The sequence below is a fragment of the Notoacmeibacter sp. MSK16QG-6 genome, from assembly GCF_024158145.1.
Classification (GTDB): Bacteria; Pseudomonadota; Alphaproteobacteria; order Rhizobiales; family Rhizobiaceae; genus Notoacmeibacter.
Genome location: NZ_JAMYXM010000001.1, coordinates 1,204,058 through 1,226,694, shown reverse-complemented (window position 1 = coordinate 1,226,694; position 22,637 = coordinate 1,204,058). Strand labels below are relative to the sequence as shown.

Genomic DNA, 22,637 nt, shown 5'->3' with positions numbered 1-22,637 from the left:
TCTCCGTTTAGCAGACCGCCGGGACCCGTTATGGCGTTCCGTGGGCAGTCCCCGTTCCGATTGAAAGTGCGAAGCGAAAACCGTTCAGTGGGAGCGATTTGCGCCGTTCGCAGCGCATATAAGGAGAGGCGGGCGCGCTCGCAAGGCGAATGCGTACGCGAAGATCACGGAAATGTGAACTGGCCTCTCACGCGGCAATCGGTCGTGGCGGCAGGATGAACAATGGCTTCACTGGTCGAACGCATCGCGCTTGGCGAAGATGGATATTCCGAGCGTGATAACGGCGGCTTGCCCACCCAATACCGCCGGCCATACGAGGGGAAACGCGGGATCAAAAAATTTCTGCGGCCCAAAGGACACCAGCGCCATCAGGCAGGCGAGGCCGGTCAGCACGATGCCTATGCCTCGCCTGGGGCCTATGAGAAGAGCGCCGACGGCAAGAGATAGCGACAGGCCCAGAAACGGCCCCATACCCGCAAAAGGTATGATGGCGGGCGGGTGCGGCGCAACACCCGCCAGTAGTGATGCGAACATCACCGTTTGGAGGATGATCAGAGTGGCGAGCGATGCCTGAGCGATCCGGTCGAGATGCATAAAACCCTCCAGTACACATATGTACACTTGCGAAAGTGAGTACACATATGTACTGAGCCGCGCAATGGCTGATGATAAAAATCTTGGAAGTGTCGGGTCACGCTGGGAAATGCTGGCCGAAGCTGCCTATGCGTTACTGAGAGAGAAGGGCTATCGGTCCACATCCATGCTCGCTATCGCCAAGAAGGCCGGCATGTCGAACCAGACGCTTTACCGGCTCTATCCCAACAAGCAGGCTTTATTCGGCGCCTTGGTCGAGGCAAACGCGAAAAAAGCGACCGAATTTTTCGCCTCGGCAGAGCAGGAAGCTACTACTGATCCGCTAGCGGCTCTTAACCGGCTTGGGCCGATCCTGCTCGAACTGGTCGCCAGCGAGCGAGCGGTTGCATTGAACCGCGCGGCGGCAGGCGATGTTCACGATACCGCCCGTCTTGGGCCGCTGATCGCCGAAAATGGAAGGGAGGTGCTTTGGCCTATGGTAACGCGGACGATCGGTCTTGCGATGGCAGCTGGCGATCTTTCATCCGATGCCGATCCCGCGATGGCTGCCGATATATGGTTCTCCGTCCTGATCGGCGATCTGCAGATCCGCCGCGTCATTGGCACCGCCGACCCGCTGGAGTGCGAAGCGCGAATCACACGATCGACCTTGGCGCTCGACATACTCAAGGCCGCATATCCGCCGGAAACGTAATCCGTTGTCACGCGGACGTTCAAACCTCGACCCAGCCGCCCTCTTCGCCAGCCCGGTAGATTGCGTCGATCACGCGCTGATTCTTCACCGAATCCTCCAGGCTGAAGATCGGCTCGCGTTCGCCGGTCTCGATAGCCTTTCCGAAGGCCTCGATTTCGAGGCGGTACTGGTCGATGCCGGTATAGCGGAAAATGTCCGTTTTTCGGTGATCCTGATTGTGAAGGCGGACCTCGTCGCCCTCATAGAGATTGGAATTCCAGGGCGCCGTCAGTTCGATAAAACCCTTATCGCCGTGAAAGGCGATTGTCTGGCGCTGCGCCATCTGGGTCGATATGTAGAAGCTCTGCTCGAAAGAGCCGTAATCGGCTCGGACTGAGGCGTATCTATCGGTGCCGAAGCCGGGATCGAAGTCGACGGTTGCGCTGATCCGCTGCGGCTCCTTGCCGGTGGCGAAACGGGTGGTCACCGTAGGATAGACGGCGATATCCGGAATGACGCCGCCGCCCAGTTCCGGCACATTGCGCATATTGCCGGCATCCCTGTTGAAATAGGTGAAAGCCGCATCGACCTGCCGCAAGGTGCCGATTGCACCGCCTTCAATCAGCTCTCTCACCTTGTGCCATTGCGGATGGTAAGTGACCATGAAGGCTTCGGAGATGAGAACGCCAGTCTCATCGCGCGTGGCAATCAGCCGGTCGATTTCGGACGCCTTGAGCGCGATGGGCTTCTCGCACAGCACATGCTTGCCGGCACGGGCTGACTTTTCGGCCCATTCCACATGCATGGCCGTCGGCAGGGGGATATAAACTGCGTCGACCTGATCGCTATCTAGCAACGCTTCATAAGAGCTGAAGGCATGTGGCGCGCCGAACCGGTCGGCAAGCGTACGCGCCGCCTCAGCATCGCGGCTGGCGACAGCGCTCAGCACATTGTCATCGGCCGCGCAGATCGCTGGTATGACATGCTCGCGTCCGATTTTTGCCGTCGACAACACACCCCATCGCAACATTGCGGTCTCCTCCCGTTTGCGAACGTCCGGTATCAAACGAGCAGGGTCGCGATCATCCAGAGGCCCATCACGATCATCATGATATTTTCGGTCAGCGAGATGAAGCCGAGCGGCACGTTTGAATCGCCGCCGACACAGGCGCATTTCAATTCGCGTTTGTCGATATAGACCGCCTTGAAGACAGAGATCGCGCCAACGGTGCCGATGAAAAGCGAAACGAGGCCGACTGGCCAGATGAGTGGGCTGCCCGATCCGACAAGCGCGATCATACCGATGCCGGCAAATGCTTCGGCGTACGGGTAGACATAAGCGTAGGGCACCCAGCGCTGAGCCAGAAGATCGTAGCCGAGAAAGCCGTTCGAAAACCCTTCCACGTCCTGCAGCTTCTGGATCGCCAGGCCACACATGGAGAAGGCGAGAAACCATTTCACCAGCGTCGCCAGAACGCCCCAGCCATCGGCCAGCGCGTAGCCGGTATAGAGATTATAGACGAGCGCCAGCGCCATGAGGCCCGTCATACCGAAAATGGCGATGACCGGCTCGTAGGTCGTCTCGCCTTTCTCGGCCACATGCTTTCCGAAATAGCGGCGCAGATCGTCATGACCGCCGATCCGCTCGCCATCGATAAAGGTCTGTGGCGTCGTCTTTACGTCATGCGTCTGTCGGAAGGCATCGGTCTGCGCCTTCGTCTGAAGATGATGATCTTCGACTTCATAACCGTTCGATTTCAGGAGATAGCGAGACTTCAAACCGAAGGGGCAGAGATGGTTTTCCATCACCATTCGGTAAAGCACGGCCTTCTTCGCGGCCGAGGCCTCGTAAGGATAGCTTTTTGCGTCGATCGTACTCATGCACACTGTCTCTTGCGCCAGGAATAGACTGCTAGACGGGCCATCTATCCCAACGCCTTCACGCTTCAAGCATGACAGTCAGGCAGGTCGACGGTTCAGACCTTAGAAATGAACGCGGACGCCGAACGTATTGGCGTTGGTCGTATCGCCCATATTGCCGAGCGCCGGCAGAAAGAAAATGTTCTTGCCGCCCGATCGATGCTGCGCCCGATAGACGAAATCGATATTGGGACGAGACTTAAGCGAAACGGCAATTTCCGGCGCCATGAAGTAGAGAAGCGTCGCATCGCCATCTTCCTCGATCTCACGTTGGCGTTCCAGACCGTAGGAGCCGGTTACGGCCGTCAGGCCGAACGTAAAGGCTGGCTTGAGAAGGATAGGGCCGATCGGAAGGCCTTTATGGCGAATGGTCGGACCGGCCCATAGTTCGCCAGAGGTGCCGGACGGGCCGAAATCGTCATTGTCGATGCGGATCGACGCGCCGATCTCTCCGCCGACGACAAGGCCGAGCGGCAGGTCATACGGCGTATGCGCCAAGGCCGCGCCGACCTGCACCTGCCCACCGTAATCGGCGACGAAGGGCAGAGAATCCGGCTGCCAGACATGGCCTTCGATGGACCGTCCGCCGAACACGAGGAGCGATGTGTCGGAAATAGCTTTCGGCATCGCGCCCGCATCCATGCTGGGCTCGAGAATGTCGGCCGCTCGCGCGAGGCCGGATGCGGCCATCAGGATCGAGAGACCTATGCCAAAGACGATTTTTCTCATCACTTCCCCACCGTCGAACGCCCCTTCGACCTCAATAGATAGAGCATTAGATAATCGTCCTGTCGACCGAATGGCGTCAATTGTCGGATCATCAATGGCTTCGTGCGACATATCCGCAACGAATGCGGCATGACGCTGAAAGGCTAAAGTAACCCGCTTAAGGATCGGTTTAGCCTTCCGGTCTCTGCACTATTCAGCCGCGCAGAACGCCGCCCGTCTGTTTGGCGACATTGGCGATGATGGCCGACGACAGGGTTTCGAAATCCTCGTCCGTCAGCGTTCGCTGCAAGGGTTGGATCGTCACCGCTACGGCAATCGACTTTTTGTCTTCGCCGAGAGACGCGCCTTCGAACACGTCGAACACCACGACATCGGAGATGAGCCCGCGATCGGCCGCCGCGGTCGCCTTGGCGATTTCGCCGGCCGGCACCTGCTTGTCGACGATGAAGGCGAAGTCGCGCGAGACGGCCTGAAAGGGCGAAAGTTCGAGTTTCGGCTTCGTTCGCGTCGCCTTCCTTTTCGGCGCGGATAGCGCATCGACAAAGACTTCGAAACCACAGACTGGCCCGGAGACGTCCAGCGCATCCAGAACGCGCGGGTGAAATTCGCCGAAGCTGGCCAGAATATTCTTTGGCCCAAGCCGCAAAGTCCCCGAGCGGCCGGGATGATACCAGTCGGCCGCTCCGGCCATGACCATCAGCTTATCGACCGGCGCGCCGATAGCTTCCAGAACGGCAAGCGCGTCGGCCTTGGCGTCGAAGACGCCGACAGGCGCCGCACCACCTGACCAATGACGGCCTGCGCTTCCCATATGCGCGCTGCCCGTCCGCACGCCGCCCGCAACGCGGCGCTGCCCTTTCGGGGTGTCGTTTTCATAGGTGCCGGAAACTTCGAAGAGGGCAACATCGCCATAGCCGCGCTTGGCGTTCCGGCTTGCCGCAGCCAGAAGGCCCGGAAGCAGCGACGGACGCATATCGCTCATATCGGCAGCGATCGGATTGGCCAGCTTTAACCGCCCATCGCCGCCGCCGAAAAGTTCGGCGTGATCGGCTGGGATGAATGACCAGGTGACCGCCTCCATCATGCCGCGAGCGGCCAGCGACCGCTTGGCGGCGCGCGTACGGTTCTGAAGCGGTGTCAGGATCGGGCCGCCGACTTCGCCATGGGCGGGCAATGGCTCCGGGCCGATCTCGTCGACGCCGTGAATGCGGATGACCTCCTCGACAAGATCGGCCTTGCCGTCGATATCGGGCCGCCATGTCGGGACGGAAATCATCGCCGTCCCGCCGTCCTCACCCACACTGTCGAACCCCAGGCGCGTCAGGATGGAAAGGCTTTCATCCTTCGATATTTCGATGCCCGTCAGCCGCTTCACTTCGCTCGGCGGAAACGCGATCTGCCTGCGCTCCGGTTCGCTATAGCCGGCAACGATCTTTTCGCTCGGCTCACCCCCGCAAATATCGAGGACAAGTTGTGTCGCCAGATCGAGGCCCGGCTCCATGAAGGCCGGATCGACCCCGCGTTCGAAACGGTAGCGCGCATCGGTGATGATGCCGAGATCGCGGCCCGTCCGCGCAATATTCGCCGCGTCCCACAAAGCCGACTCGATCAGCACATCGGTCGTGCTCTCATCGCATCCGGAGGCTTCGCCGCCCATCACGCCCGCAATACTTTCAACGCCGTTTTCGTCGGCTATGACGCAGATGCTGTCGCTCAATTCGTAGGTCCGCTCGTCGAGCGCCTCGACCGTCTCGCCGTTTCTGGCGCGGCGGATCGTGAGGTCGCCTTGCACCTTGGCGGCGTCGAAGACATGGAGCGGACGGCCCCGGTCGAAGGTCACGTAATTGGTGATGTCGACCAGCGCGTTGATCGGGCGAAGCCCAATCGCGATCAGCCGGCGCTGCATCCAGTCCGGCGACACGCCGCTATCGACCCCGCGCACAAGGCGTAGAGCGAAGCCGGGACAAAGATCGCTGGCTTCGATGGTGACGCCGGTCGGACATGCGCCCTCACCGGCGATGGCCGGAACGGTCGGCGTTTTCAGCGTGCCGAGGCCGGAAGCGGCCAGATCGCGGGCAATGCCCGAAACACCGGTGCAATCGGGGCGGTTCGGCGTCAGGTTGATTTCGATGACCGGATCGGCGAGGCCCGCCCATTCGGCGTAACTCTGGCCGACCGGCGCGTCGGCCGGCAGGTCGATAATGCCCTCATGCTCGTCCGACAGTTCCAATTCGCGTTCCGAGCACATCATACCGAAGCTCTCGACGCCGCGTATGTTCCCTTTGCCGATCGTGGTGTCGAGGCCAGGAATATAACTGCCTGGCTGCGCCAGAACGCCAACGAGCCCCGTCCGGGCATTCGGCGCGCCACAGACGACCTGCAGCAGAGCGCCGCTGCCCGTATCCACCTTGAGCACCTGGAGTTTGTCAGCATCGGGATGGCGCTCTGCCTCGATGACCCGGGCGATCGTGAATGGCCTCAGACCTGCCCTGTCGTCGATCTCTTCGACTTCCAGGCCGATCATGGTCAGTCGTTCGCAGATGGTGGCGAGGTCCGCCTCGGTCTCCAGATGATCCTTCAGCCAGGACAGGGTGAATTTCATAATGCGCCATCGCTCCATTGGGGTCGGCCCAAGCTCATGGCTCAGGCCGCCAATATTCGGTCGGTCGGCTGCATACGCTTTTTGATCGCGCGGGAAAACCCGCCCGTTGCAGTTGTGATCTTTGCCGCTGTAACAAAACCGGGCGGCAGAACGTTACTGACGATTGAGCGGGGGCGACCGATCAGTGGTCGTGGAATGCGCGGTGATCGAGACCCTTTGGCCACCATATGAAGTAAAGCGATCCGATCTTGCGGGTCGGCACCCGGCGTTCAAGTTCGCAGCGACGCATATATTGAATGGTCTTTATCTTTAGTGTTCCAGCGAAAAGGGGAATATTACAGTGCATATGGAAGATCCGAAATACGCCTCATGGCGAAGGGCAGCCCCGAAGCCCCTGCCGATGAAAAATGATAGAAGGAAGGACGAAACGCAGTGATGACAGTCGGTAAAGCATGGCTCTCCGCCGCCCTTTGTCTGTTTGGCCTGGCCGGCAGTCTGAGCCCGGCTTTGGCAGAAAATAAGGCGCCCGCCGTCTCGGATTGGACGGCAATCGAAAAGGCCGCCGAGGGTCAGACCGTGCAGTGGAATGCGTGGGGCGGAGCGGAAAACATCAACGCCTATATCGACTGGGTCGGCGAACGCATGGAGGCGCTTTATGGCGTCTCTGTGAACCATGTCCGCCTGTCCGACACTGCCGAGGCGGTGTCGCGTGTCCTGGCCGAAAAGGCGGCTGGCAGAACCGCCAATGGATCGGTCGATCTGATCTGGATCAACGGCGAGAATTTCGTCGCCATGAAAGAACGAGGCCTTCTGGAAACGCCAGGCTGGGCGACGTTGCTTCCCAATTGGAAATATGTCGATGTGAAGGGCAAGCCGACCGTGGTGACGGATTTCACCGTGCCGACGGACGGCCTGGAATCGCCTTGGGGCATGGCCAAGTTGACCTTCTGGCACGACACGGCCCGTACCGAAGCCGGTCAATTGCCTCATTCGGCAAAAGAGATCGCCGACTGGCTGAAAGACAATCCGGGTCGCTTCACCTATCCCGCTCCGCCCGACTTCATTGGCTCGACCTTTCTGAAGCAGCTACTGGTCGAAACCGCGCCGGAAAAGATCGATCTGTCGCAGCCTGCAACGGACGAGAATTTCGCGGCCGCCACGAAAACCATGTTCGCTATGCTCGATGAGATGCGCCCAAACCTGTGGCGCGGTGGCCAGCGCCATCCGGAAAACTACCCGGCGATGAAGGCGCTTTTGGCCGATGGCGAAATCGACATTTTGTTCGCGTTCAACCCGGGCGAAGCCTCTTCCGGGATTGCCGCCGGCGAATTGCCTGAGACGGTCCGACCGCTTCCTTTTCCCGCCGGCACGCTCGGCAACAGTCATTTCGTGACCGTTCCCTTTAATGCGGCCAACCGAGAAGGTGCGCTTCTGCTCGCCAATTTTCTGATCTCGCCGGAAGCACAGATCAGAAAAGAGAACGCCGAACTGTGGGGCGACCCCACCGTTCTCGATGTCGCGAGCCTACCGGAGGACGACCGAAAAGCTTTCGAATCGCTGCCGCGCGGGCCGGCGACGCCCTCGCCAGAGCAGACCGGTCCAGTCATCGTCGAGCCGCACGCCAGTTGGCAGGATCGGCTGGAAGCCGAATGGGAAAAGCGTTACGTGGTTGGCGGCTGATCCCTCTTGGCTGAGAGAGGGCCGCTCTTGCGGATAGCCCCGTTGCTGGCATTGGCTGTGATTGGCCTGCCGGTCACGGCCGGGCTGGCGGGCACGGTTCTGCCGGCCTTCGGTTTTCTGCCGGCGCTGGGCAGAGAGACGTTTTCGCTCGAACCATTTCGTGAGCTTTTTGCCGCTCCTGCTCTCGGCGATAGCGTACGCCTGTCGCTTGTCACAGGTCTGGCCGCGGCACTCATCTCGCTCGGCCTGGCCGGCGCGTTTACTGCGGCTGCGACCGGCACGCCGGCTTTCGAACGGATGCGCCGCCTGCTCGCCCCGCTCTTGGCTGTGCCGCATGCGGCGGCCGCGTTTGCGTTCGCTTTTCTCATAGCGCCATCCGGCCTCATATTGCGGTTATTATCCCCTTGGGCGACCGGCTTTGAACGCCCGCCAAACGTCCTCGTGATCGGCGATCCAGCCGGCCTTTCCCTCATTGCAGGACTGGTGCTGAAGGAAACGCCCTTCCTGATTTTGCTGATTCTCGCGGCGCTGCCGCAAATGCCGACGACGCGGAGCCGCCAACTGGCCGCCTCGCTCGGATATGGTCGGATGGCGGGTTTTGTCTTTTTGCAGTGGCAGCCGCTTTATCGTCAGATCCGCCTTGGCGTTCTCGCGGTTATCGCCTTTTCTTCTTCGGTCATCGACGTCGCGCTGATCCTCGGACCCAATCTTCCCGCACCTCTTTCTGTCAGGCTCGCGCAATGGATGGTCGACCCCGACCTTTCCCTGCGGTTTATGGCGAGCGCAGGGGCGGTCCTGCAGCTCTTCGTGACGATGGCCGCGATCCTTTGCTGGATCGGTCTGGAATGGCTCGGCGCCGTGCTCCTCGCCGGCTTGCGTGACAGAGGTCTGCGCTTTGCACGGGACGCTATTGCCCGCGCAATGGCCGTAGGTCTTCCGCTTGCCACTGCACTCCTGCTGATCCTTGGCATTTTGGCGCTGTTTCTGTGGTGCTGCGCGGGCTTTTGGCCCTTCCCCGATGCGCTGCCCGGCAATTGGACGCTTCGGAGTTGGCGGAGCGCCTGGCCACGTCTTGACGGGCCGCTGGCGACAACCATGATTGCCGCAATCGCTTCGACCGCTATCGGCATGATATTGGTGGTGCTGCGCCTCGCGACCCGGCCGTCCGGCAGACCCCCGGCCGCTCTTTCGAGGGGTGTGATGTGGCTGCCGCTTCTGCTGCCGCAGGTCGGATTTCTCTTCGGGCTTCAACTTCTGGCAATCCGGACCGGAACGGACGGCACCTATGGTGCGCTCATTCTGTCCCATCTTATTTTCGTCATCCCCTATCTGATGATTGCTTTGCAGGATGGCTGGGCCGCGCTCGATCCCCGCTATGAACGCGTTGCAACGGCGCTCGGCGCTTCGCCCCTTCGCACGTTTTTTGCCATTCGATTGCCACTGATGACGAATGCCCTGCTGGCCGCCTTCGCCATCGGTTTCGCGGTTTCGGTCGGTCAGTATCTGACGACCGTGCTGATCGGGGCGGGGCGCTTGCCGACCCTGACGACGGAGGCCGTAGCGCTGGCCGCGGGTGACAATCGTCGTATTATTGCCGTCTATGCGTTGCTGCAGACTATGCCGCCGCTGATCCTCTTCGCCATTGCCGCGATCCTGCCCACCTTGCTATGGCGGAACCGCAGGGCCATGGCAGCCTAGGAGAATGCGATCTTGGACAAGCAGGCGACGGGGGGCGTAAAAGCGGGCGCAAGCCTCGGCTTCTGCAACGTTTGGATCGCCTTGAACGGCCATCTTCTGCTGCAATTGGACCGAACGGTGATGCCAGGCGAGATCCTTACCGTCATGGGACCTTCGGGCTCCGGAAAATCCAGCCTGCTTGCTTTTATAGGCGGCTTCCTCGACCCCGCCTTTGAAGCGGATGGCGAAATCTGGCTTGGCGAAATGCGGATCGATAAATGCCCGCCGGCAGATCGCCATTGCGGCCTTTTGTTCCAGGACGCGCTGCTCTTCCCACATATGAATGTCGGACAGAACCTTTCTTTTGCACTGCCGGCCGAGGTAAAGGGCCGGAAGGCCCGCAAGGACGCAATTGCCGGGGCGCTTCAGAACATCGGCCTGCCGGACATCGAAAGCCGCGACCCGGCCACGCTTTCCGGTGGCCAGAAGGCGCGGGTGGCACTGGCGCGGACGCTTCTGTCGCGGCCAAATACAATGCTGCTGGACGAGCCCTTCTCAAGCCTCGATGCCGAATTGCGCGCGGCGATGCGCGATCTCACCTTTGGCGCCATCCGTCGGGCGTCGATACCCGCTATCCTCGTGACGCATGACGCTGCGGACGCGGAAGCCGCAGGCGGCCCGGTTGTCAAAATCGGTGCTCCGCCAGCGATATGACGACGCCCTTCCCATCGGTCGAAAATTTGCCGGAACTGCCGGTCCGCGAAGCGCTCCCGAACCTCCTGGCTGCGCTCGAAGACAGGAGCAGGGCCGTGTTGGTGGCGCCACCCGGCGCGGGCAAGACGACGCTGGTGCCGCTTGCCTTGCTGGGCAGGAACTGGCGCGGCGACGGGACGATCGTTTTGCTGGAGCCACGTCGCCTCGCTGCTCGCGCAGCGGCGCGGCGCATGGCTGCAATCCTCGGCGAAGAGGTCGGCCAGACGGTCGGTTACGCCATGCGGATGGACAATCGAACCGGTCCGGACACCCGTATTCTCGTCGTCACCGAGGGCGTTTTCGCCGCCATGATACTCGACGATCCCGAATTGACTGGCGTCGCTGCGGTCTTATTCGACGAGTTTCACGAGCGCAGCCTCGATGCCGATTTCGGACTGGCCCTGGCGCTCGATGCGGCGGAAGCGTTGCGGCCCGATCTGCGGCTTGTGGTGATGAGCGCGACGCTGGATGCCGCTCGCGTCGCTGGGCTTCTCGGCGATGCGCCGATCATCGAGAGCAAAGGTCGCGCCTTTCCGGTCGAGATAAATTACCGTCCGCGCAAACCGGATCAGCGTATCGAGGATGCGATGGTCGCGGCGGTTCGCTGGGCGCTGACAGAGGAAGAAGGATCGATCATCGCCTTTTTGCCGGGTCAAGCCGAAATCCGCCGCGTTGAAGAGCGCCTGCGCGAGGCGATCCCATCCACACTGGCGGAGCGTCTCGACATCATGCCGTTGCACGGCGGCCTTCAAGGCAAGGATCAGGACGCCGCCATCCGCCCCGCACCAGAAGGGCGTCGCAAGATCGTGCTGGCGACGCCTATCGCGGAAACCTCCGTGACCATCGACGGTGTACGCGTGGTTATCGATTCGGGTCTCGCCCGCGTGCCAAAATACGAGCCCGGCAGCGGGGTGACGCGGTTGGAAACGATTCGCGCCTCGCGCGCCAGCGTCGATCAGCGGGCCGGCCGCGCGGGCCGGACCCAGCCAGGCGTCGCGATCCGCCTTTGGGCCGAACCGCAGACAGCTTCACTTGACGCCCATGGCAAGCCGGAGATCATGGAAGCGGATCTGTCGCGCCTCCTGCTCGACAGCGCCGCCTTTGGCGTGAACGATCCACGCACGCTGCCCTTTCTCGATCCGCCGCCTGATCCGGCATTGAACGAGGCGCGTAAGCTGCTCACCATGCTCGGCGCGCTGGATGAAGCCGGCGGCATCACGGCAAGCGGACACGCTATGCGCAAACTGGCGCTGCCAGTCCGCCTCGCCTTCATGATCGCCAAGGCAGTCGAGTTGAGCGAGGCGAAGCGTGCCTCACAACTCGCCGTACTGCTGACCGAACGCGGGCTGGGCGGCATGGCGAGCGATCTTGAGCGCCGCCTGTCCAATTTCGAGCGCGATAGGTCAGCGCGCGCCAGATCCGCTCGCGCACTCGCCGACCGTCTGGCGAAGAGCGCCGGCGGGGGGCGAAACGCAACGTCGGACATGTCGGTGGGCGAGCTTCTGCTTCTGGCCTATCCGGATCGGTTGGCGCGCCGCCGTGGGGGCCATGGCCGCTACATCCTCGCCAATGGACGCGGCGCAGCGCTTGATGAAACCGATCCGCTGGCCGGCGAGGAGTGGCTGGTGGTGGCCGATATGACCGGCCAGGCGCGGCAGGGCCGCATCGTCGCAGCCGCCGCGCTCGACGAGGTGACCATGCGCAATGCCATGGCGGAACGGATCGAGGAGCGTGTGGAAGCCTCCTTCGATCCCGAGAGCCGACGTCTGAAAGGCCGCCGGACGACTGCGATCGGTGGTATCACGCTTGAAGAACGGACTTTGACGATCGAACGAGGGCCGGAAGCCGATGCCGCGCTTTTGTCGGCCATTCGCGAGGCCGGGCTCTCCATTCTGCCCTTCACCGAGAAAACCGAAAGCCTGGTGGCCCGTCTGCGCTGGCTACATGACACGGTTGGCGCACCCTGGCCGCCCATGGACGGAGCCAAGCTTCTAGAGGAACTCGACGATTGGCTCGGTCCGTTTCTCGATGGTTCCGGCAGGCTCGATCCACTGGAGGCAAAGCTTGCCGATGCGCTGCGCAGCCGCGTACCGTTCGATCTGCATCGGAGGATCGAGGAGGACGCGCCGACCCATTTCGAAGCCCCGACTGGCAATCGCCTTCCGATCCGCTATGAAGCGGAACGGGGGCCGGTCCTATCAATTCGGGTACAGGAACTGTTCGGTCTGACCGATCACCCGACCATCGGTGGCAAAACGCCCCTTCTGCTGGAGCTGCTGTCGCCGGCCCATCGACCTATCCAGACCACGCTGGACCTGCCAGGCTTCTGGGCCGGGTCGTGGAGCGATGTCCGCGCCGATATGCGCGGGCGCTATCCCAAGCACGAATGGCCGGATGACCCTGCCAATGCCGAGCCTACGGCGCGTGCCAAGCGACGCAAGGTATAGAGAGCGCGGGCGAAGCACATATTCCTGTCTAATCTTGGAGCTATCATAAATCTGTGAGAGTTCGGTACGTCAAAGATATAGCTTCTGAATATCACATGAAATTCTTCCCCTCAAAGATGGGTGGAAGGCAATCATGATCTGTAATGTCTCGCCGATGGACCGCTCTGCAAATTGCAGTGGTACCACAACGGTATAATCTGTCGTGAGCAAACGCTCCCATCCGCTAGGCCGTCGGCGCAGAAGTCGTATCGCTCTTTTCTTCCCCCCTCGAACTTGTACATCGACTATATCCTCCCAGCGAACAAAGCGATTTCTGAAGGGCATGACCACCTCGACAGAGTCAGGTGATAATACTGCAGAGTAACCTTCTTTCAGTTCTCTTATTCGAAGAAGTGGAAGCGCAAGAAGTGCCAGGCCGATGGTTCCTAACACAAGAAAATCTGTTATCTGATCGAAAAACAGCGGTCGGAAAGCGCCTGTCAAACGCATGTATGCGCTAAAAAGAATGATAGCACCGACAACCAGACATCCGATCATAACAAGAGCCAATGACACCCTTCTAATCCATACTACCTCCCTCCCTTCACGATGTTCAGGAGACGCGCTATCAGCGTTTCGGAAGGAGTTACCACCCTCCGAGAAACTTGATTGTTCGCGGCCGGATGCATTTCGGAGGATCGCTATCGCTGAACAAACGAGCCCCAGTACAACACCGGCAGCTAGTATAAGGGGATCAGTCCCAAGGAGGAGATATATTGTGGCGGCAAGAAACGACGCGATTAAGATCGCCGTGAGAGCTTCGATACCGTCGCTTTTCTTAAATTTGAGATGCACTAGCAGACATCCTCATCCAGACTGGGAACGTCTAGACCGGCCATTTCCGCCAGCATCAACCGGCTTGCGGCAAGCCGCGCGAAGCGTTGCAGCAGGGCCTTGCGTGTTGCTCCGGCCAGCGGGTGGGCCGGAGCTTCGGTCAGGATCTCCGCGCCGTGGCCATCCGACAGGATGAAGCCGGCATCGGCTGGAAAAATATCCATCGGCACCGCCGGATGGGTGGCGAAGAACAGCCGGTCGCAATGGGCGCGGTAGTCCGGCCATTTATTGTCCGCGCGCAGATCCTCGATGCTGGTTTTGATTTCGACGATCCAGAATTCGCTTTTCTGCGTCATCACCAAGAGGTCTGCGCGTCGGCCGCCTTTCAACATCACTTCAGGCAATGCGACAGCGCCGAGGTCGACGCAGAGCCGCTGGACGCCTCGCCGCACCAGCATGGCTCGGTCGGATTGTCGTCCATCGGCGAGAGGATGCACGAATCGAAAGGGAGAAACGACGCTCATGGAGAGAACATGCCATGAACGATCATGGCAGAAAAGGCCTGACGGGCGAGGGGGCGTTGTGACGTTGCACCGATGCAACGTCGCTGAACGGAGAAGCCGGTTGACGGAAATGCCGTACCGTTAACCTGTTGCTAACCATCCCGGCCTGAGAGATAGCTTGTGACAGAAATGTGGCAGCCTTCCTGCGGCCGCCCTGAAATTAAGAGGACAATCATGTCGCGAAAGCGCGTTCTGCTCGGTGCCGGCTTGGCCCTTGCCATGCTCGCGGGCTGCAGCACCAATGGCACGCTGCGCACTTACAGCATGTCTTATAGTGCCGTGAAAGACGCCTCCTACACGCTGCCGCGCGTACCGCCCGGCAAGGTGGCGCGAAAATATCACCGGGCGCTCGTTCGCTACGATACGGCAGAGAAGCCCGGCACCATCATCGTCGACACCAAAGCGAAATATCTCTATTTCGTCATGGATGGCGGCAAGGCGATGCGTTATGGCATCGGTGTGGGGCGCGAAGGCTTCACCTGGAGCGGTGTTGCCCGTATCGGCGCCAAACGCAAATGGCCGACCTGGACGCCGCCGCCCGAAATGATCAAACGCGATCCGCGGACGGCGAAATGGCGCAATGGTCAGCCACCCGGTCTCAAGAACCCGCTCGGCGCACGCGCTCTCTATCTCCACAACAAGCGTGGTGACACGGGCTACCGGCTGCACGGCTCGCCGGAATACTGGTCGATTGGCGGAAATGTTTCTTCGGGCTGCATCCGCATGATCAATCAGGACGTGATCGATCTTTACGAACGCGCTGAAGTGGGCGCCAAGGTAATCGTCCTGTAGCAGGGTTCCCCTCGAGAGGGGTGGCGCGCCGAGGGGCCGCGCCCGGAAGGCCGGGGTCGGGGGACACCCGGCCTTCCGTTTTTTCAGAAGTGGTCGGAACAGACTGGCGAAGAGGGACCAGCCGTGACAACGCCGCCGGTATTGATCGCCTATCTCTGGCTCGTGGTCGCGATTGCCTTTGAGGTATTCGCCACGACGATGCTCAAGCAGTCCGAGCAGTTCACCCGCCTCGTGCCGACAGTGCTGATGGGACTGGGATACGCCGCGACATTTTACTTCATGTCGCTATCGTTTCGCCTGTTGCCGGTGGGCATCGCTTACGCCATCTGGAGCGGTCTCGGCATGGTGCTGATCGCTCTGAACGGATGGCTGCGTTTCGGCGAGAGACTGGATGCGCCGGCGCTGGCGGGAATCGCGCTCATCCTTGCAGGCGTGCTGGTGCTCAACCTGTTTTCATCCAGCATCAGACATTAGAAAACCGGCGCTCGCACAAGCGCCGGTTGCTTCGAGTGCATTGAACGAACCACTCAGACAACCTGCTCGACTTCCTGCACTTCCGGCACGAAGTGTCGCAGCAGGTTCTGAATGCCGTGCTTGAGCGTGGCGGTGGACGATGGACAGCCCGCGCAGGCGCCTTTCATGTTCAGATAGACAACGCCATCGCGAAAGCCTCGGAAGGTGATATCGCCGCCATCCTGAGCGACTGCAGGCCGCACGCGCGTATCGAGCAGTTCCTTGATCTGTTCGACGAGCGGCGCATCGTCCTTATCGAAGAATTCTTCTCCTTCCGCGCCAGAACCTGCCGTTTTTGCAGCCGACGCCATGACGGGCTCGCCCGACATGAAGTGTTCCATGATCGCGCCCAGAATGGCCGGCTTGATGTGTTGCCACGCCGTCTGCTCATCCTTGGTCACGGTGACGAAATCATAGCCGAAAAAAACGCCTGTAACGCCGGGCACATCGAAGAGCCGGGCGGCAAGAGGCGAACTGGAAACCGCGCTCTCCTCATCTTTGAATTCGGCAGTGCCTTCACCGATCACGATCTCGCCGGGCAGGAATTTCAGCGTGGCGGGATTGGGCGTTGTTTCGGTTTGAATGAACATGATTCGATCTCTCTCCGGCTGGCCGGATATGCGCTTAGAATTATTCTAAATGTAGCGTCGCGACGGCTGGCCTTCAAGTTCTTTCGCGTATTCGCATAAAGCCTCAGGCCAGTGTCTCGATATCCTCGTCGGAGAGATTGCCCGGCACGACCGTCACCGGAATCGGGAAAGCGGCGCTGCGCCCGGCAATGGAGGAGACGAGCGGTCCCGGTCCTTCGGAAGAGGCGGAGGTGGCCAGAACGAGAATGACGATTTCGGGATCTTCGCGGATCAGTTCGTGAATCTGTTCGGCGCGCTTGCCTTCGCGTATCTCGATTTCGGGCGCGACGCCAAGGCGGCGGGTCAGAGCCTCGCGGAAACGCGAGAGGCGTCGCTCCGCCTCGTCCATTGCCTCTTCGCGCATCTTCTCTTCGACGCCTAGCCAATGAGCGAACTCACCGGGCTCCGGCTCGATGACGTAAAGCAGCTTCAACGTGCCGGTGGTCGCCTGCGCGCGGTAGGCGGCATAGGTGACAGCGCGTTCGCATTCGGGTGTGTCGTCGATAATGGCAAGGAATTTGCGCTTGCGGCCAGCCTTACGGCTAAGCCGCTCCGGTATGTCTTCCATGCGTGTCCCTTCCGCGAGACCGGCAGAAGCGGGCCGGCAGCGTCATCCTAACCACGCCTTCCGCAACGGTGGCAAGCCGTTCGTGGGATCAAACGAAGCCGATGATACGCCGGACGTCATCCAACGTCTTTTCCGCCATGGCATTGGCCCGCTCGGCCCCGTTCATCAAAATCGAGTCGAGATGACCGGGATCGGCCATCAACCGTCGCATTTCATCGCCTATTGGTGACAGGACACTGACGGCCAGTTCGGCCAATGCCGGCTTGAACTCGGAGAACTGACGCCCGCCATATTCGGACAGCACGTCCGCCTTCGAGCGGTCGGAAAGCGCGGCAAAGATACCGACCAGATTGTCGGCTTCGGGCCGGCCTTTCAGCCCTTCCACATTGGTGGGCAAGCCGTCCGGATCGGTTTTGGCCTTGCGGATTTTCTTGGCGATGGCGTCTTCGTCATCCGTCATATTGATACGCGAATTATCCGACGGGTCGGATTTGCTCATCTTCTTGGCGCCATCCCGGAGACTCATCACCCGCGGCGCCGGGCCCTCAATCAGCGGTTCGACGACGGGAAAATAGGCGTTGACCTGTTCTTCGCCCATCATCACCGGCACGGAGAGACCGGCCGCGTCGATACGTTCGGAGAAGTCGTTGTTGAATTTGATCGCGATATCCCGCGCCAGTTCCAGGTGCTGTTTCTGGTCGTCGCCAACCGGAACATGCGTCGCGCGATAGACCAGAATGTCTGCGGCCATGAGCGAGGGATAGGCGAGGAGGCCGAGCGAGGCGTTTTCACGATCCTTGCCGGCTTTGTCCTTGAACTGCGTCATACGGTTCATCCAGCCGATACGCGCGACGCAGTTGAAGATCCAGGCCAGCTCCGCATGGCCCGGCACACGGCTTTGATTGAAAACGATGTGCTTTCGCGGATCGATGCCGGCTGCGATGAACGCCGCCGCGATGGAGCGCGTCTGATCGGCCAGATCGTCATGCACAAGCCGGGCGGTCAGCGAGTGCAGATCGACCACGCAATACATGCAGTCATGATTGTCCTGCAGCGCCACGAATTTGCGGATCGCGCCGAGATAATTGCCGAGCGTCAGGCTGCCGGTCGGTTGCACGCCGGAAAAGACGAGGGGTTTGAAACTGTCGGTCATGAACGATCTATCCGAGACATCGGGAGTATGGAAACTGGTCGGCGCGCCTTGTGGCAGAGCCGGGGGCAGCGATCAAGCCAGCATGTCAGGCGGCGTCTCTTCGCTGGGCCTGGCCTCCTTCTTCCGGCGTAATGCCTGGCGAAGCTCGTTTCTGTCGAGCCCGCCTATGGCGTAGGCGAGACCAAAATAGAGTACGAACGCAACCGCCGCCAAGAGAAGCATGGTGAGAAGCTTGGCTATAAAAGCCTGCGTCCCGAACCATTGGTCTGTCCATCCGGACAGATACCAAAGCGTGACCCCCATCACCGCGACGGCAAACAGAAGGCGTGGCAGACGACGCAGTAGAAGGCGATCAGGCTGCCAGTGGCCCCGCAGCAGCAGCATGGTGAGGAGCCCGAGCGCATTCGTCCAGCCGGCGAAGATCTCGGCGGTCGCGATACCGCGCTCCTCGAAGATGGGAAAGAGCGTCAGCGCCAGCGCGATATTGACGGCGACCGAGATCATGGAGAACAGCATCGGTGTGCGCGTGTCTTCGCGCGCGAAGAAGGCGGGCTGAAAACATTTGATCAGAACGAAGGCCGGCAATCCGAGACCGAAAATCGCCAGAACGGATGCGACGACCTCAGTCGTTTCCGGCGTGAACGCGCCGCGCTGATAGAGAAGCCGAACGATCTCCGGGCTGATGGCGAGAATGGCCGCCGCTGCCGGCAGGGTCAGCGCCAGCGTGAACTCGACCGAGCGGTTCTGCAGATGCGCGGCCTCTTCAGTGCGTTCGCCGCGCAGGGCGCGCGCCAGTTCGGGCAGAAGAACGACCCCGACCGCAATGCCGACAATGCCGAGCGGCAGCTGATAGACCCGGTCGGCATATTGTAGAACCGAGATCGCTCCATCCTTCTGCGAGGCGATGATCTGGCCGATCACCAGATTGATCTGGGTGATGCCGCCGGTGATCGCGGCCGGTCCGGCCAGCACCAGCAGCCGTTTGACGTTGGGCGTCAGCTTCGGCATTCGAAAGGTCACGCGGATGCCGGCGCTTCGCGCGCCTATCGTCACGATGGCCAGTTGCAGCAGGCCAGCCGCCAGTACGCCCCAGCTCATCCAGAACGCAACTCGCTCTTCGGCCACACCGAGGATCAGCGCGGTTCCCAGCACGGCGATGAGAATGACATTCAGAAAGACCGGCGCGATGGCCGCGGCGAAGTAGCGCTGCAGCGAATTGAGAATGCCTGCCATCATCGCCGCCAGGCTCATGCACATCAGATAGGGAAACATGATCATCGACAGCGTAACGGTCGCGTCGAACTTGTCCGCATCGTCTGCGAAGCCCGGCGCGATGACGGTCGCGACCAGCAGCGGCATCGCCAGCTCCATCGCGATGGTCAGTAGCAGCAGAGCGGAGAACAGGACGCTGAAGACTTCTGTCGAGAAGCGTTCGGCATCCTTCCTGCCCTCACCCTCGAAATGCCTTGCGAAAAGCGGGACGAACGCGGCGTTGAATGCGCCTTCCGCAAACAGGCGGCGAAAGAGGTTGGGGAAGCGAAACGCAGCGAAGAAGACATCGGCGAATGGGCCTGCGCCGAGCGCCGCCGCCATCAATGCCTCGCGGGCGAAGCCCAGCACGCGGCTCAGCATCGTTGCACCGCCCACCGAGGCGAATTTGCGAACCAGACTCATGTGCCGCTGCCTTTCACCGCCATGTTATTAAGCTGCGGCCTGTTCCGTTTGTTCAGGAGCCAGAATGCCGCAGAGCCGGTCGGTGATGCGCTTCTGCCGGGCCGGGGACTCGATCTGTGCGCCGGTCAGATCGGTGACATAAAATGTATCGACCACCCGCTCGCCGAAGGTCGTGATATGCGCCGAGGCGATGTCGAGACTGAGATCAGATAGCGCATGGGTGAGGTCTGAAAGAAGACCGGTTCTGTCCAGACCCTCAACCGCAATGACAGAAAATTCGTTGGACAGCGAATTGTCGACCGAGACCTCTGGCTGGATGGAGAAAGCGCGAACCTTGCGCCGGCTTTTGCTGCGCTTCTTCAACTGCGGAATATGGGCGTCTCCCTTGAGCACTTCAGCGATGGTGCGGCCGATCGATCGGGCGCGGCGCAACTCGTCTTCATCCGCTTCGAATTCCCGCGCAATGCGGATCGTATCGAGCGCTCGACCGTCGGTTGTGGTGAAGATCTGGGCGTCGACAATATTGGCGCCCGATGCCGCGCAGGCTGCTGCTATCACGGATAACAGGCGCGGATGGTCGAAGGCCAGCACCGTGATTTCGGTCATCCCTTCGAATGCGAGTGTGCGATAGTCGAGCGCCAATTGTTCGCCCGCCTTGGTCGCCTTGCGAATGAACTCGGCGTGGCGCAGTTGCGCCTTGTGATCCACCGCAAGGAGATAAGCGGGATAGTGCAGTTCCGCATAGGCCTGCCGATCCTTCTTCGGCCATTCGGAAAGACTTTCCTTCAGGCTTTCACGCGCCGCCTGGATTCGGGCCGCACGGCTTGCGCCGGAGAAACCGCCCGTCAGAAGCAACTCGGTCTCGGTATAGAGCTGGCGGATCAATTGCCCTTTCCAGGCATTCCAGACACCCGGCCCGACTCCGCGAATATCGCAGACCGTGAGGATCACGAGCAATTTCAGCCTGTCGACCGACTGGACGGTTTCGGCGAAGTCCGCAATGGTCTTGCGGTCGTTCAGATCGCGACTTTGCGCCACCATGCTCATCGTCAGATGTTCGCGCACCAGCCATTCGACGGTGGCCGTTTCAGACTTGGTCATGCCCATATGGGGACAAAGCCGCTTGGCGATTTTCGCGCCCGCGATCGAATGGTCTTCAGGCCGGCCCTTGGCAATATCGTGCAGTAGCAGGGCGACGTAGAGAATTCGCCGCTGCGTCTCGGAAAGGTCCTTGCAGAACTGGGTGGCGTAAGGGTGCTCGTCGGCAAGATTGCCTTTTTCGATCTCGAAGAGATTGGAGATGCAGCGCAGCAGGTGCTCGTCGACTGTGAAATGGTGATACATGTTGAACTGCATCATTGCGACGACCTTGCGGAAGTCCTGAATGAGGCGGCCGAGCAAACCCGTCTCGTTCATGCGCCGTAGCTGTATTTCCGGGTCGCGTCTGCTGGTGAGAATGTCCATGAACATCTCGTTGCCTTCGGAATTGCGGCGCAGGTCGCGGTCGACCAGCTTCAGCGACCGGGCCACCAGGCTCAACGCATCGGGATGATACTCCAGCCCTTCGCGATCGCCGAGCCAGAACAGACGGATAAGGTTCAGATTGTCGCGTTCGAAAACATCAGCCGCGGCGACATTCAGCCGACCGTTCTCGATCACGAAATCCGAAAACCCCTTCACGTTTTTCTTGCGGCGCGTGAACGGACGCACCAGCCCGGCAGCAATACCGGGCGCGGTTTTGGCCTGCTCAAGTTCGAGTGCGGCGCAGAAGATGCGCGTCAGATCGCCGACCTGCTTGGCGACGATGAAATAGTGCTTCATGAAGCGTTCGACGCCCGACAGACCGGGTTTGCTCTGATAGTCCAGCCGCGCGGCGATCTCCGGCTGGAAGTCGAAGCCGAGACGGTCTTCCGCCTTTCCGGACACGAAGTGCAGATGGCAGCGGACGGCCCAGAGGAAATCGTCGCAGCGCTGGAACTGGTTGTATTCGCGCTGGGTGAAAACGCCTTTGCCGACCAAATCGCGCGAATGGTCCACCCGATAAACGAATTTGCCGATCCAATAGAGCGTCTGCAGATCGCGTAGACCGCCTTTGCCGTCTTTGATATTCGGCTCGACTTTATAGCGCGAATTGTCGTGCCGCTCATGGCGGCTGTCGCGCTCGGCCATCTTGGCTGTCGTGAAATCGCGCCCGCCGGCCTTCTCGACATCCTCGACGAACCGCTCTTCCAGCGTCTCGAAAAGCGGTCGCTCGCCCCAGATGTAGCGCGCTTCCAGCATGGCGGTGGAGATGGTCACATCGCTTTTGGCCAGGCGGATACATTCATTGATATTGCGGGTGGCGTGGCCGACCTTGAGGCCGAGATCCCACAGAATATACAGCATGTATTCGACGATCTGCTCAATCCGCGCTGTCTGTTTGTGGGGCAGCAGAAACAGCAGATCGATGTCGGAGCCGGGCGCCAGCGCGTCGCGGCCATAGCCGCCTGTCGCCACGATGGCCATCTTTTCGCCGGCGCTGAGATTGGCGCCGCGATAGACATGGGTAATCGCGAAATCGTGAATGAGACGGATGATTTCATCCATCTGATGCGACAGGCGGCGGGTGCAGCAGAACCCGCTACCGTCTTCCAGCAGCATCGTCTCGATTCGTTTTCGCCCTGCGGCAAGCTCGGCCTTCAGAATTGCCAGAACCTGCGTCCTGATCGATGGATCGGAGCCGTCACCGTCGCGTTCCTGAGTGAGCGTCGTCAGCTTGTCGCGCAATGCATCTGCATCGATCACTTCGGCAAGCTTCAGAGCAGGATGGCGCATGGATGTTCCGGTCAAAGAGTGGGCTGGCGGTGGAGGGCGTCTG

General features: G+C 60.6%; 19 protein-coding genes. 7 read left to right on the top strand and 12 right to left on the bottom strand.

What is annotated here, in order from left to right; translation table 11 throughout:
* Positions 1-228: 228 nt before the first annotated feature.
* Positions 229-594 (bottom strand): hypothetical protein, encoded by a 366-nt coding sequence (locus tag NIM86_RS05830; RefSeq protein ID WP_253379928.1) that lies wholly within the window; start codon positions 592-594, stop codon positions 229-231.
* A 64-nt stretch (positions 595-658) separates the two neighbouring features.
* Between NIM86_RS05830 and NIM86_RS05825 the strand changes: the two genes are divergently transcribed.
* Positions 659-1,288: a TetR/AcrR family transcriptional regulator gene (locus tag NIM86_RS05825; RefSeq protein ID WP_253379926.1), complete on the top strand. Its 630-nt coding sequence runs from the start codon at positions 659-661 to the stop codon at positions 1,286-1,288.
* 19 nt (positions 1,289-1,307) lie between these two features.
* Here the strand turns inward: NIM86_RS05825 and NIM86_RS05820 are convergent, their stop codons facing one another.
* The 4 genes from NIM86_RS05820 to pheT all read right to left on the bottom strand — a co-directional run bounded on the left by NIM86_RS05820 (position 1,308) and on the right by pheT (position 6,518).
* Positions 1,308-2,297 carry a Gfo/Idh/MocA family protein gene (locus tag NIM86_RS05820; RefSeq protein ID WP_253379924.1) on the bottom strand — a complete coding sequence of 330 codons (990 nt, stop codon included), beginning with the start codon at positions 2,295-2,297 and terminating at the stop codon, positions 1,308-1,310.
* A gap of 32 nt (positions 2,298-2,329) precedes the next feature.
* Entirely contained in the window at positions 2,330-3,148 is an 819-nt protein-coding gene (locus NIM86_RS05815; RefSeq protein ID WP_253379922.1) for a MauE/DoxX family redox-associated membrane protein, read from the bottom strand.
* A 102-nt stretch (positions 3,149-3,250) separates the two neighbouring features.
* Positions 3,251-3,916 (bottom strand): hypothetical protein, encoded by a 666-nt coding sequence (locus NIM86_RS05810; RefSeq protein WP_253379921.1) that lies wholly within the window; start codon positions 3,914-3,916, stop codon positions 3,251-3,253.
* 193 nt (positions 3,917-4,109) lie between these two features.
* On the bottom strand, positions 4,110-6,518 hold the full coding sequence (gene pheT / locus NIM86_RS05805) for a phenylalanine--tRNA ligase subunit beta (protein WP_253379919.1): 2,409 nt from the start codon (positions 6,516-6,518) through the stop codon (positions 4,110-4,112).
* A 435-nt stretch (positions 6,519-6,953) separates the two neighbouring features.
* Here pheT and NIM86_RS05800 point away from each other — a divergent pair, with 435 nt between their 5' ends.
* From NIM86_RS05800 to hrpB, 4 genes are read left to right on the top strand one after another with little or no spacing between them, the layout of a single operon-like run.
* Positions 6,954-8,198: an ABC transporter substrate-binding protein gene (locus NIM86_RS05800; RefSeq protein WP_253379917.1), complete on the top strand. Its 1,245-nt coding sequence runs from the start codon at positions 6,954-6,956 to the stop codon at positions 8,196-8,198.
* A 42-nt stretch (positions 8,199-8,240) separates the two neighbouring features.
* Complete coding sequence (locus NIM86_RS05795; protein WP_253379915.1) at positions 8,241-9,896, top strand: ABC transporter permease; 1,656 nt, start codon at positions 8,241-8,243, stop codon at positions 9,894-9,896.
* A 9-nt stretch (positions 9,897-9,905) separates the two neighbouring features.
* Positions 9,906-10,589, top strand: coding sequence for an ATP-binding cassette domain-containing protein (locus NIM86_RS05790; RefSeq protein ID WP_371872852.1), 684 nt, complete (start codon positions 9,906-9,908; stop codon positions 10,587-10,589).
* A complete protein-coding gene (hrpB, locus tag NIM86_RS05785; RefSeq protein ID WP_253379912.1) occupies positions 10,586-13,075 on the top strand; it encodes an ATP-dependent helicase HrpB in 2,490 nt (829 codons plus the stop codon). The genes NIM86_RS05790 and hrpB overlap by 4 nt, the downstream gene beginning before the upstream one ends.
* A 69-nt stretch (positions 13,076-13,144) precedes the next feature.
* Here hrpB and NIM86_RS05780 read toward each other — a convergent pair whose 3' ends face one another.
* Together NIM86_RS05780 and NIM86_RS05775 are read right to left on the bottom strand one after the other, a co-directional pair.
* Positions 13,145-13,630: a PH domain-containing protein gene (locus tag NIM86_RS05780; protein WP_253379910.1), complete on the bottom strand. Its 486-nt coding sequence runs from the start codon at positions 13,628-13,630 to the stop codon at positions 13,145-13,147.
* A gap of 278 nt (positions 13,631-13,908) precedes the next feature.
* The gene (locus NIM86_RS05775) at positions 13,909-14,412 is read right to left on the bottom strand and encodes an MmcB family DNA repair protein (protein ID WP_253379908.1); all 504 of its coding nucleotides are present in this window, start codon (positions 14,410-14,412) and stop codon (positions 13,909-13,911) included.
* Between the two features lie 213 nt (positions 14,413-14,625).
* Between NIM86_RS05775 and NIM86_RS05770 the strand changes: the two genes are divergently transcribed.
* Positions 14,626-15,243, top strand: coding sequence for a L,D-transpeptidase (locus tag NIM86_RS05770; protein ID WP_253379906.1), 618 nt, complete (start codon positions 14,626-14,628; stop codon positions 15,241-15,243).
* 144 nt (positions 15,244-15,387) lie between these two features.
* The gene (locus NIM86_RS05765; RefSeq protein ID WP_371872851.1) at positions 15,388-15,717 is read left to right on the top strand and encodes a multidrug efflux SMR transporter; all 330 of its coding nucleotides are present in this window, start codon (positions 15,388-15,390) and stop codon (positions 15,715-15,717) included.
* A 53-nt stretch (positions 15,718-15,770) separates the two neighbouring features.
* On the opposite strand, the gene NIM86_RS05760 is transcribed toward NIM86_RS05765, so the two are convergent.
* The 5 genes from NIM86_RS05760 to NIM86_RS05740 all read right to left on the bottom strand — a co-directional run bounded on the left by NIM86_RS05760 (position 15,771) and on the right by NIM86_RS05740 (position 22,594).
* Entirely contained in the window at positions 15,771-16,346 is a 576-nt protein-coding gene (locus NIM86_RS05760; RefSeq protein ID WP_253379904.1) for a NifU family protein, read from the bottom strand.
* Between the two features lie 103 nt (positions 16,347-16,449).
* The gene (locus tag NIM86_RS05755; protein WP_253379902.1) at positions 16,450-16,953 is read right to left on the bottom strand and encodes a universal stress protein; all 504 of its coding nucleotides are present in this window, start codon (positions 16,951-16,953) and stop codon (positions 16,450-16,452) included.
* Positions 16,954-17,041: 88 nt separating this feature from the next.
* A complete protein-coding gene (trpS, locus tag NIM86_RS05750; RefSeq protein WP_253379900.1) occupies positions 17,042-18,106 on the bottom strand; it encodes a tryptophan--tRNA ligase in 1,065 nt (354 codons plus the stop codon).
* 72 nt (positions 18,107-18,178) lie between these two features.
* Positions 18,179-19,780, bottom strand: a complete 1,602-nt coding sequence (murJ, locus tag NIM86_RS05745) for a murein biosynthesis integral membrane protein MurJ (RefSeq protein WP_253379898.1) — start codon at positions 19,778-19,780, stop codon at positions 18,179-18,181.
* A gap of 27 nt (positions 19,781-19,807) precedes the next feature.
* Positions 19,808-22,594 carry a [protein-PII] uridylyltransferase gene (locus tag NIM86_RS05740; RefSeq protein ID WP_253379896.1) on the bottom strand — a complete coding sequence of 929 codons (2,787 nt, stop codon included), beginning with the start codon at positions 22,592-22,594 and terminating at the stop codon, positions 19,808-19,810.
* Between the last annotated feature and the right edge of the window lie 43 nt (positions 22,595-22,637).

What these genes read in the sequence shown, in the direction of transcription:
- NIM86_RS05830 (WP_253379928.1), bottom strand. Translation starts at nt 594, where the DNA reads ATGCATCTCGACCGGATCGCTCAGGCATCGCTCGCCACTCTGATCATC.
- NIM86_RS05825 (WP_253379926.1), top strand. Translation starts at nt 659, where the DNA reads ATGGCTGATGATAAAAATCTTGGAAGTGTCGGGTCACGCTGGGAAATG.
- NIM86_RS05820 (WP_253379924.1), bottom strand. Translation starts at nt 2,297, where the DNA reads ATGTTGCGATGGGGTGTGTTGTCGACGGCAAAAATCGGACGCGAGCAT.
- NIM86_RS05815 (WP_253379922.1), bottom strand. Translation starts at nt 3,148, where the DNA reads ATGAGTACGATCGACGCAAAAAGCTATCCTTACGAGGCCTCGGCCGCG.
- NIM86_RS05810 (WP_253379921.1), bottom strand. Translation starts at nt 3,916, where the DNA reads ATGAGAAAAATCGTCTTTGGCATAGGTCTCTCGATCCTGATGGCCGCA.
- pheT (WP_253379919.1), bottom strand. Translation starts at nt 6,518, where the DNA reads ATGAAATTCACCCTGTCCTGGCTGAAGGATCATCTGGAGACCGAGGCG.
- NIM86_RS05800 (WP_253379917.1), top strand. Translation starts at nt 6,954, where the DNA reads ATGACAGTCGGTAAAGCATGGCTCTCCGCCGCCCTTTGTCTGTTTGGC.
- hrpB (WP_253379912.1), top strand. Translation starts at nt 10,586, where the DNA reads ATGACGACGCCCTTCCCATCGGTCGAAAATTTGCCGGAACTGCCGGTC.
- NIM86_RS05775 (WP_253379908.1), bottom strand. Translation starts at nt 14,412, where the DNA reads ATGAGCGTCGTTTCTCCCTTTCGATTCGTGCATCCTCTCGCCGATGGA.
- NIM86_RS05770 (WP_253379906.1), top strand. Translation starts at nt 14,626, where the DNA reads ATGTCGCGAAAGCGCGTTCTGCTCGGTGCCGGCTTGGCCCTTGCCATG.
- NIM86_RS05760 (WP_253379904.1), bottom strand. Translation starts at nt 16,346, where the DNA reads ATGTTCATTCAAACCGAAACAACGCCCAATCCCGCCACGCTGAAATTC.
- NIM86_RS05755 (WP_253379902.1), bottom strand. Translation starts at nt 16,953, where the DNA reads ATGGAAGACATACCGGAGCGGCTTAGCCGTAAGGCTGGCCGCAAGCGC.
- trpS (WP_253379900.1), bottom strand. Translation starts at nt 18,106, where the DNA reads ATGACCGACAGTTTCAAACCCCTCGTCTTTTCCGGCGTGCAACCGACC.
- murJ (WP_253379898.1), bottom strand. Translation starts at nt 19,780, where the DNA reads ATGAGTCTGGTTCGCAAATTCGCCTCGGTGGGCGGTGCAACGATGCTG.
- NIM86_RS05740 (WP_253379896.1), bottom strand. Translation starts at nt 22,594, where the DNA reads ATGCGCCATCCTGCTCTGAAGCTTGCCGAAGTGATCGATGCAGATGCA.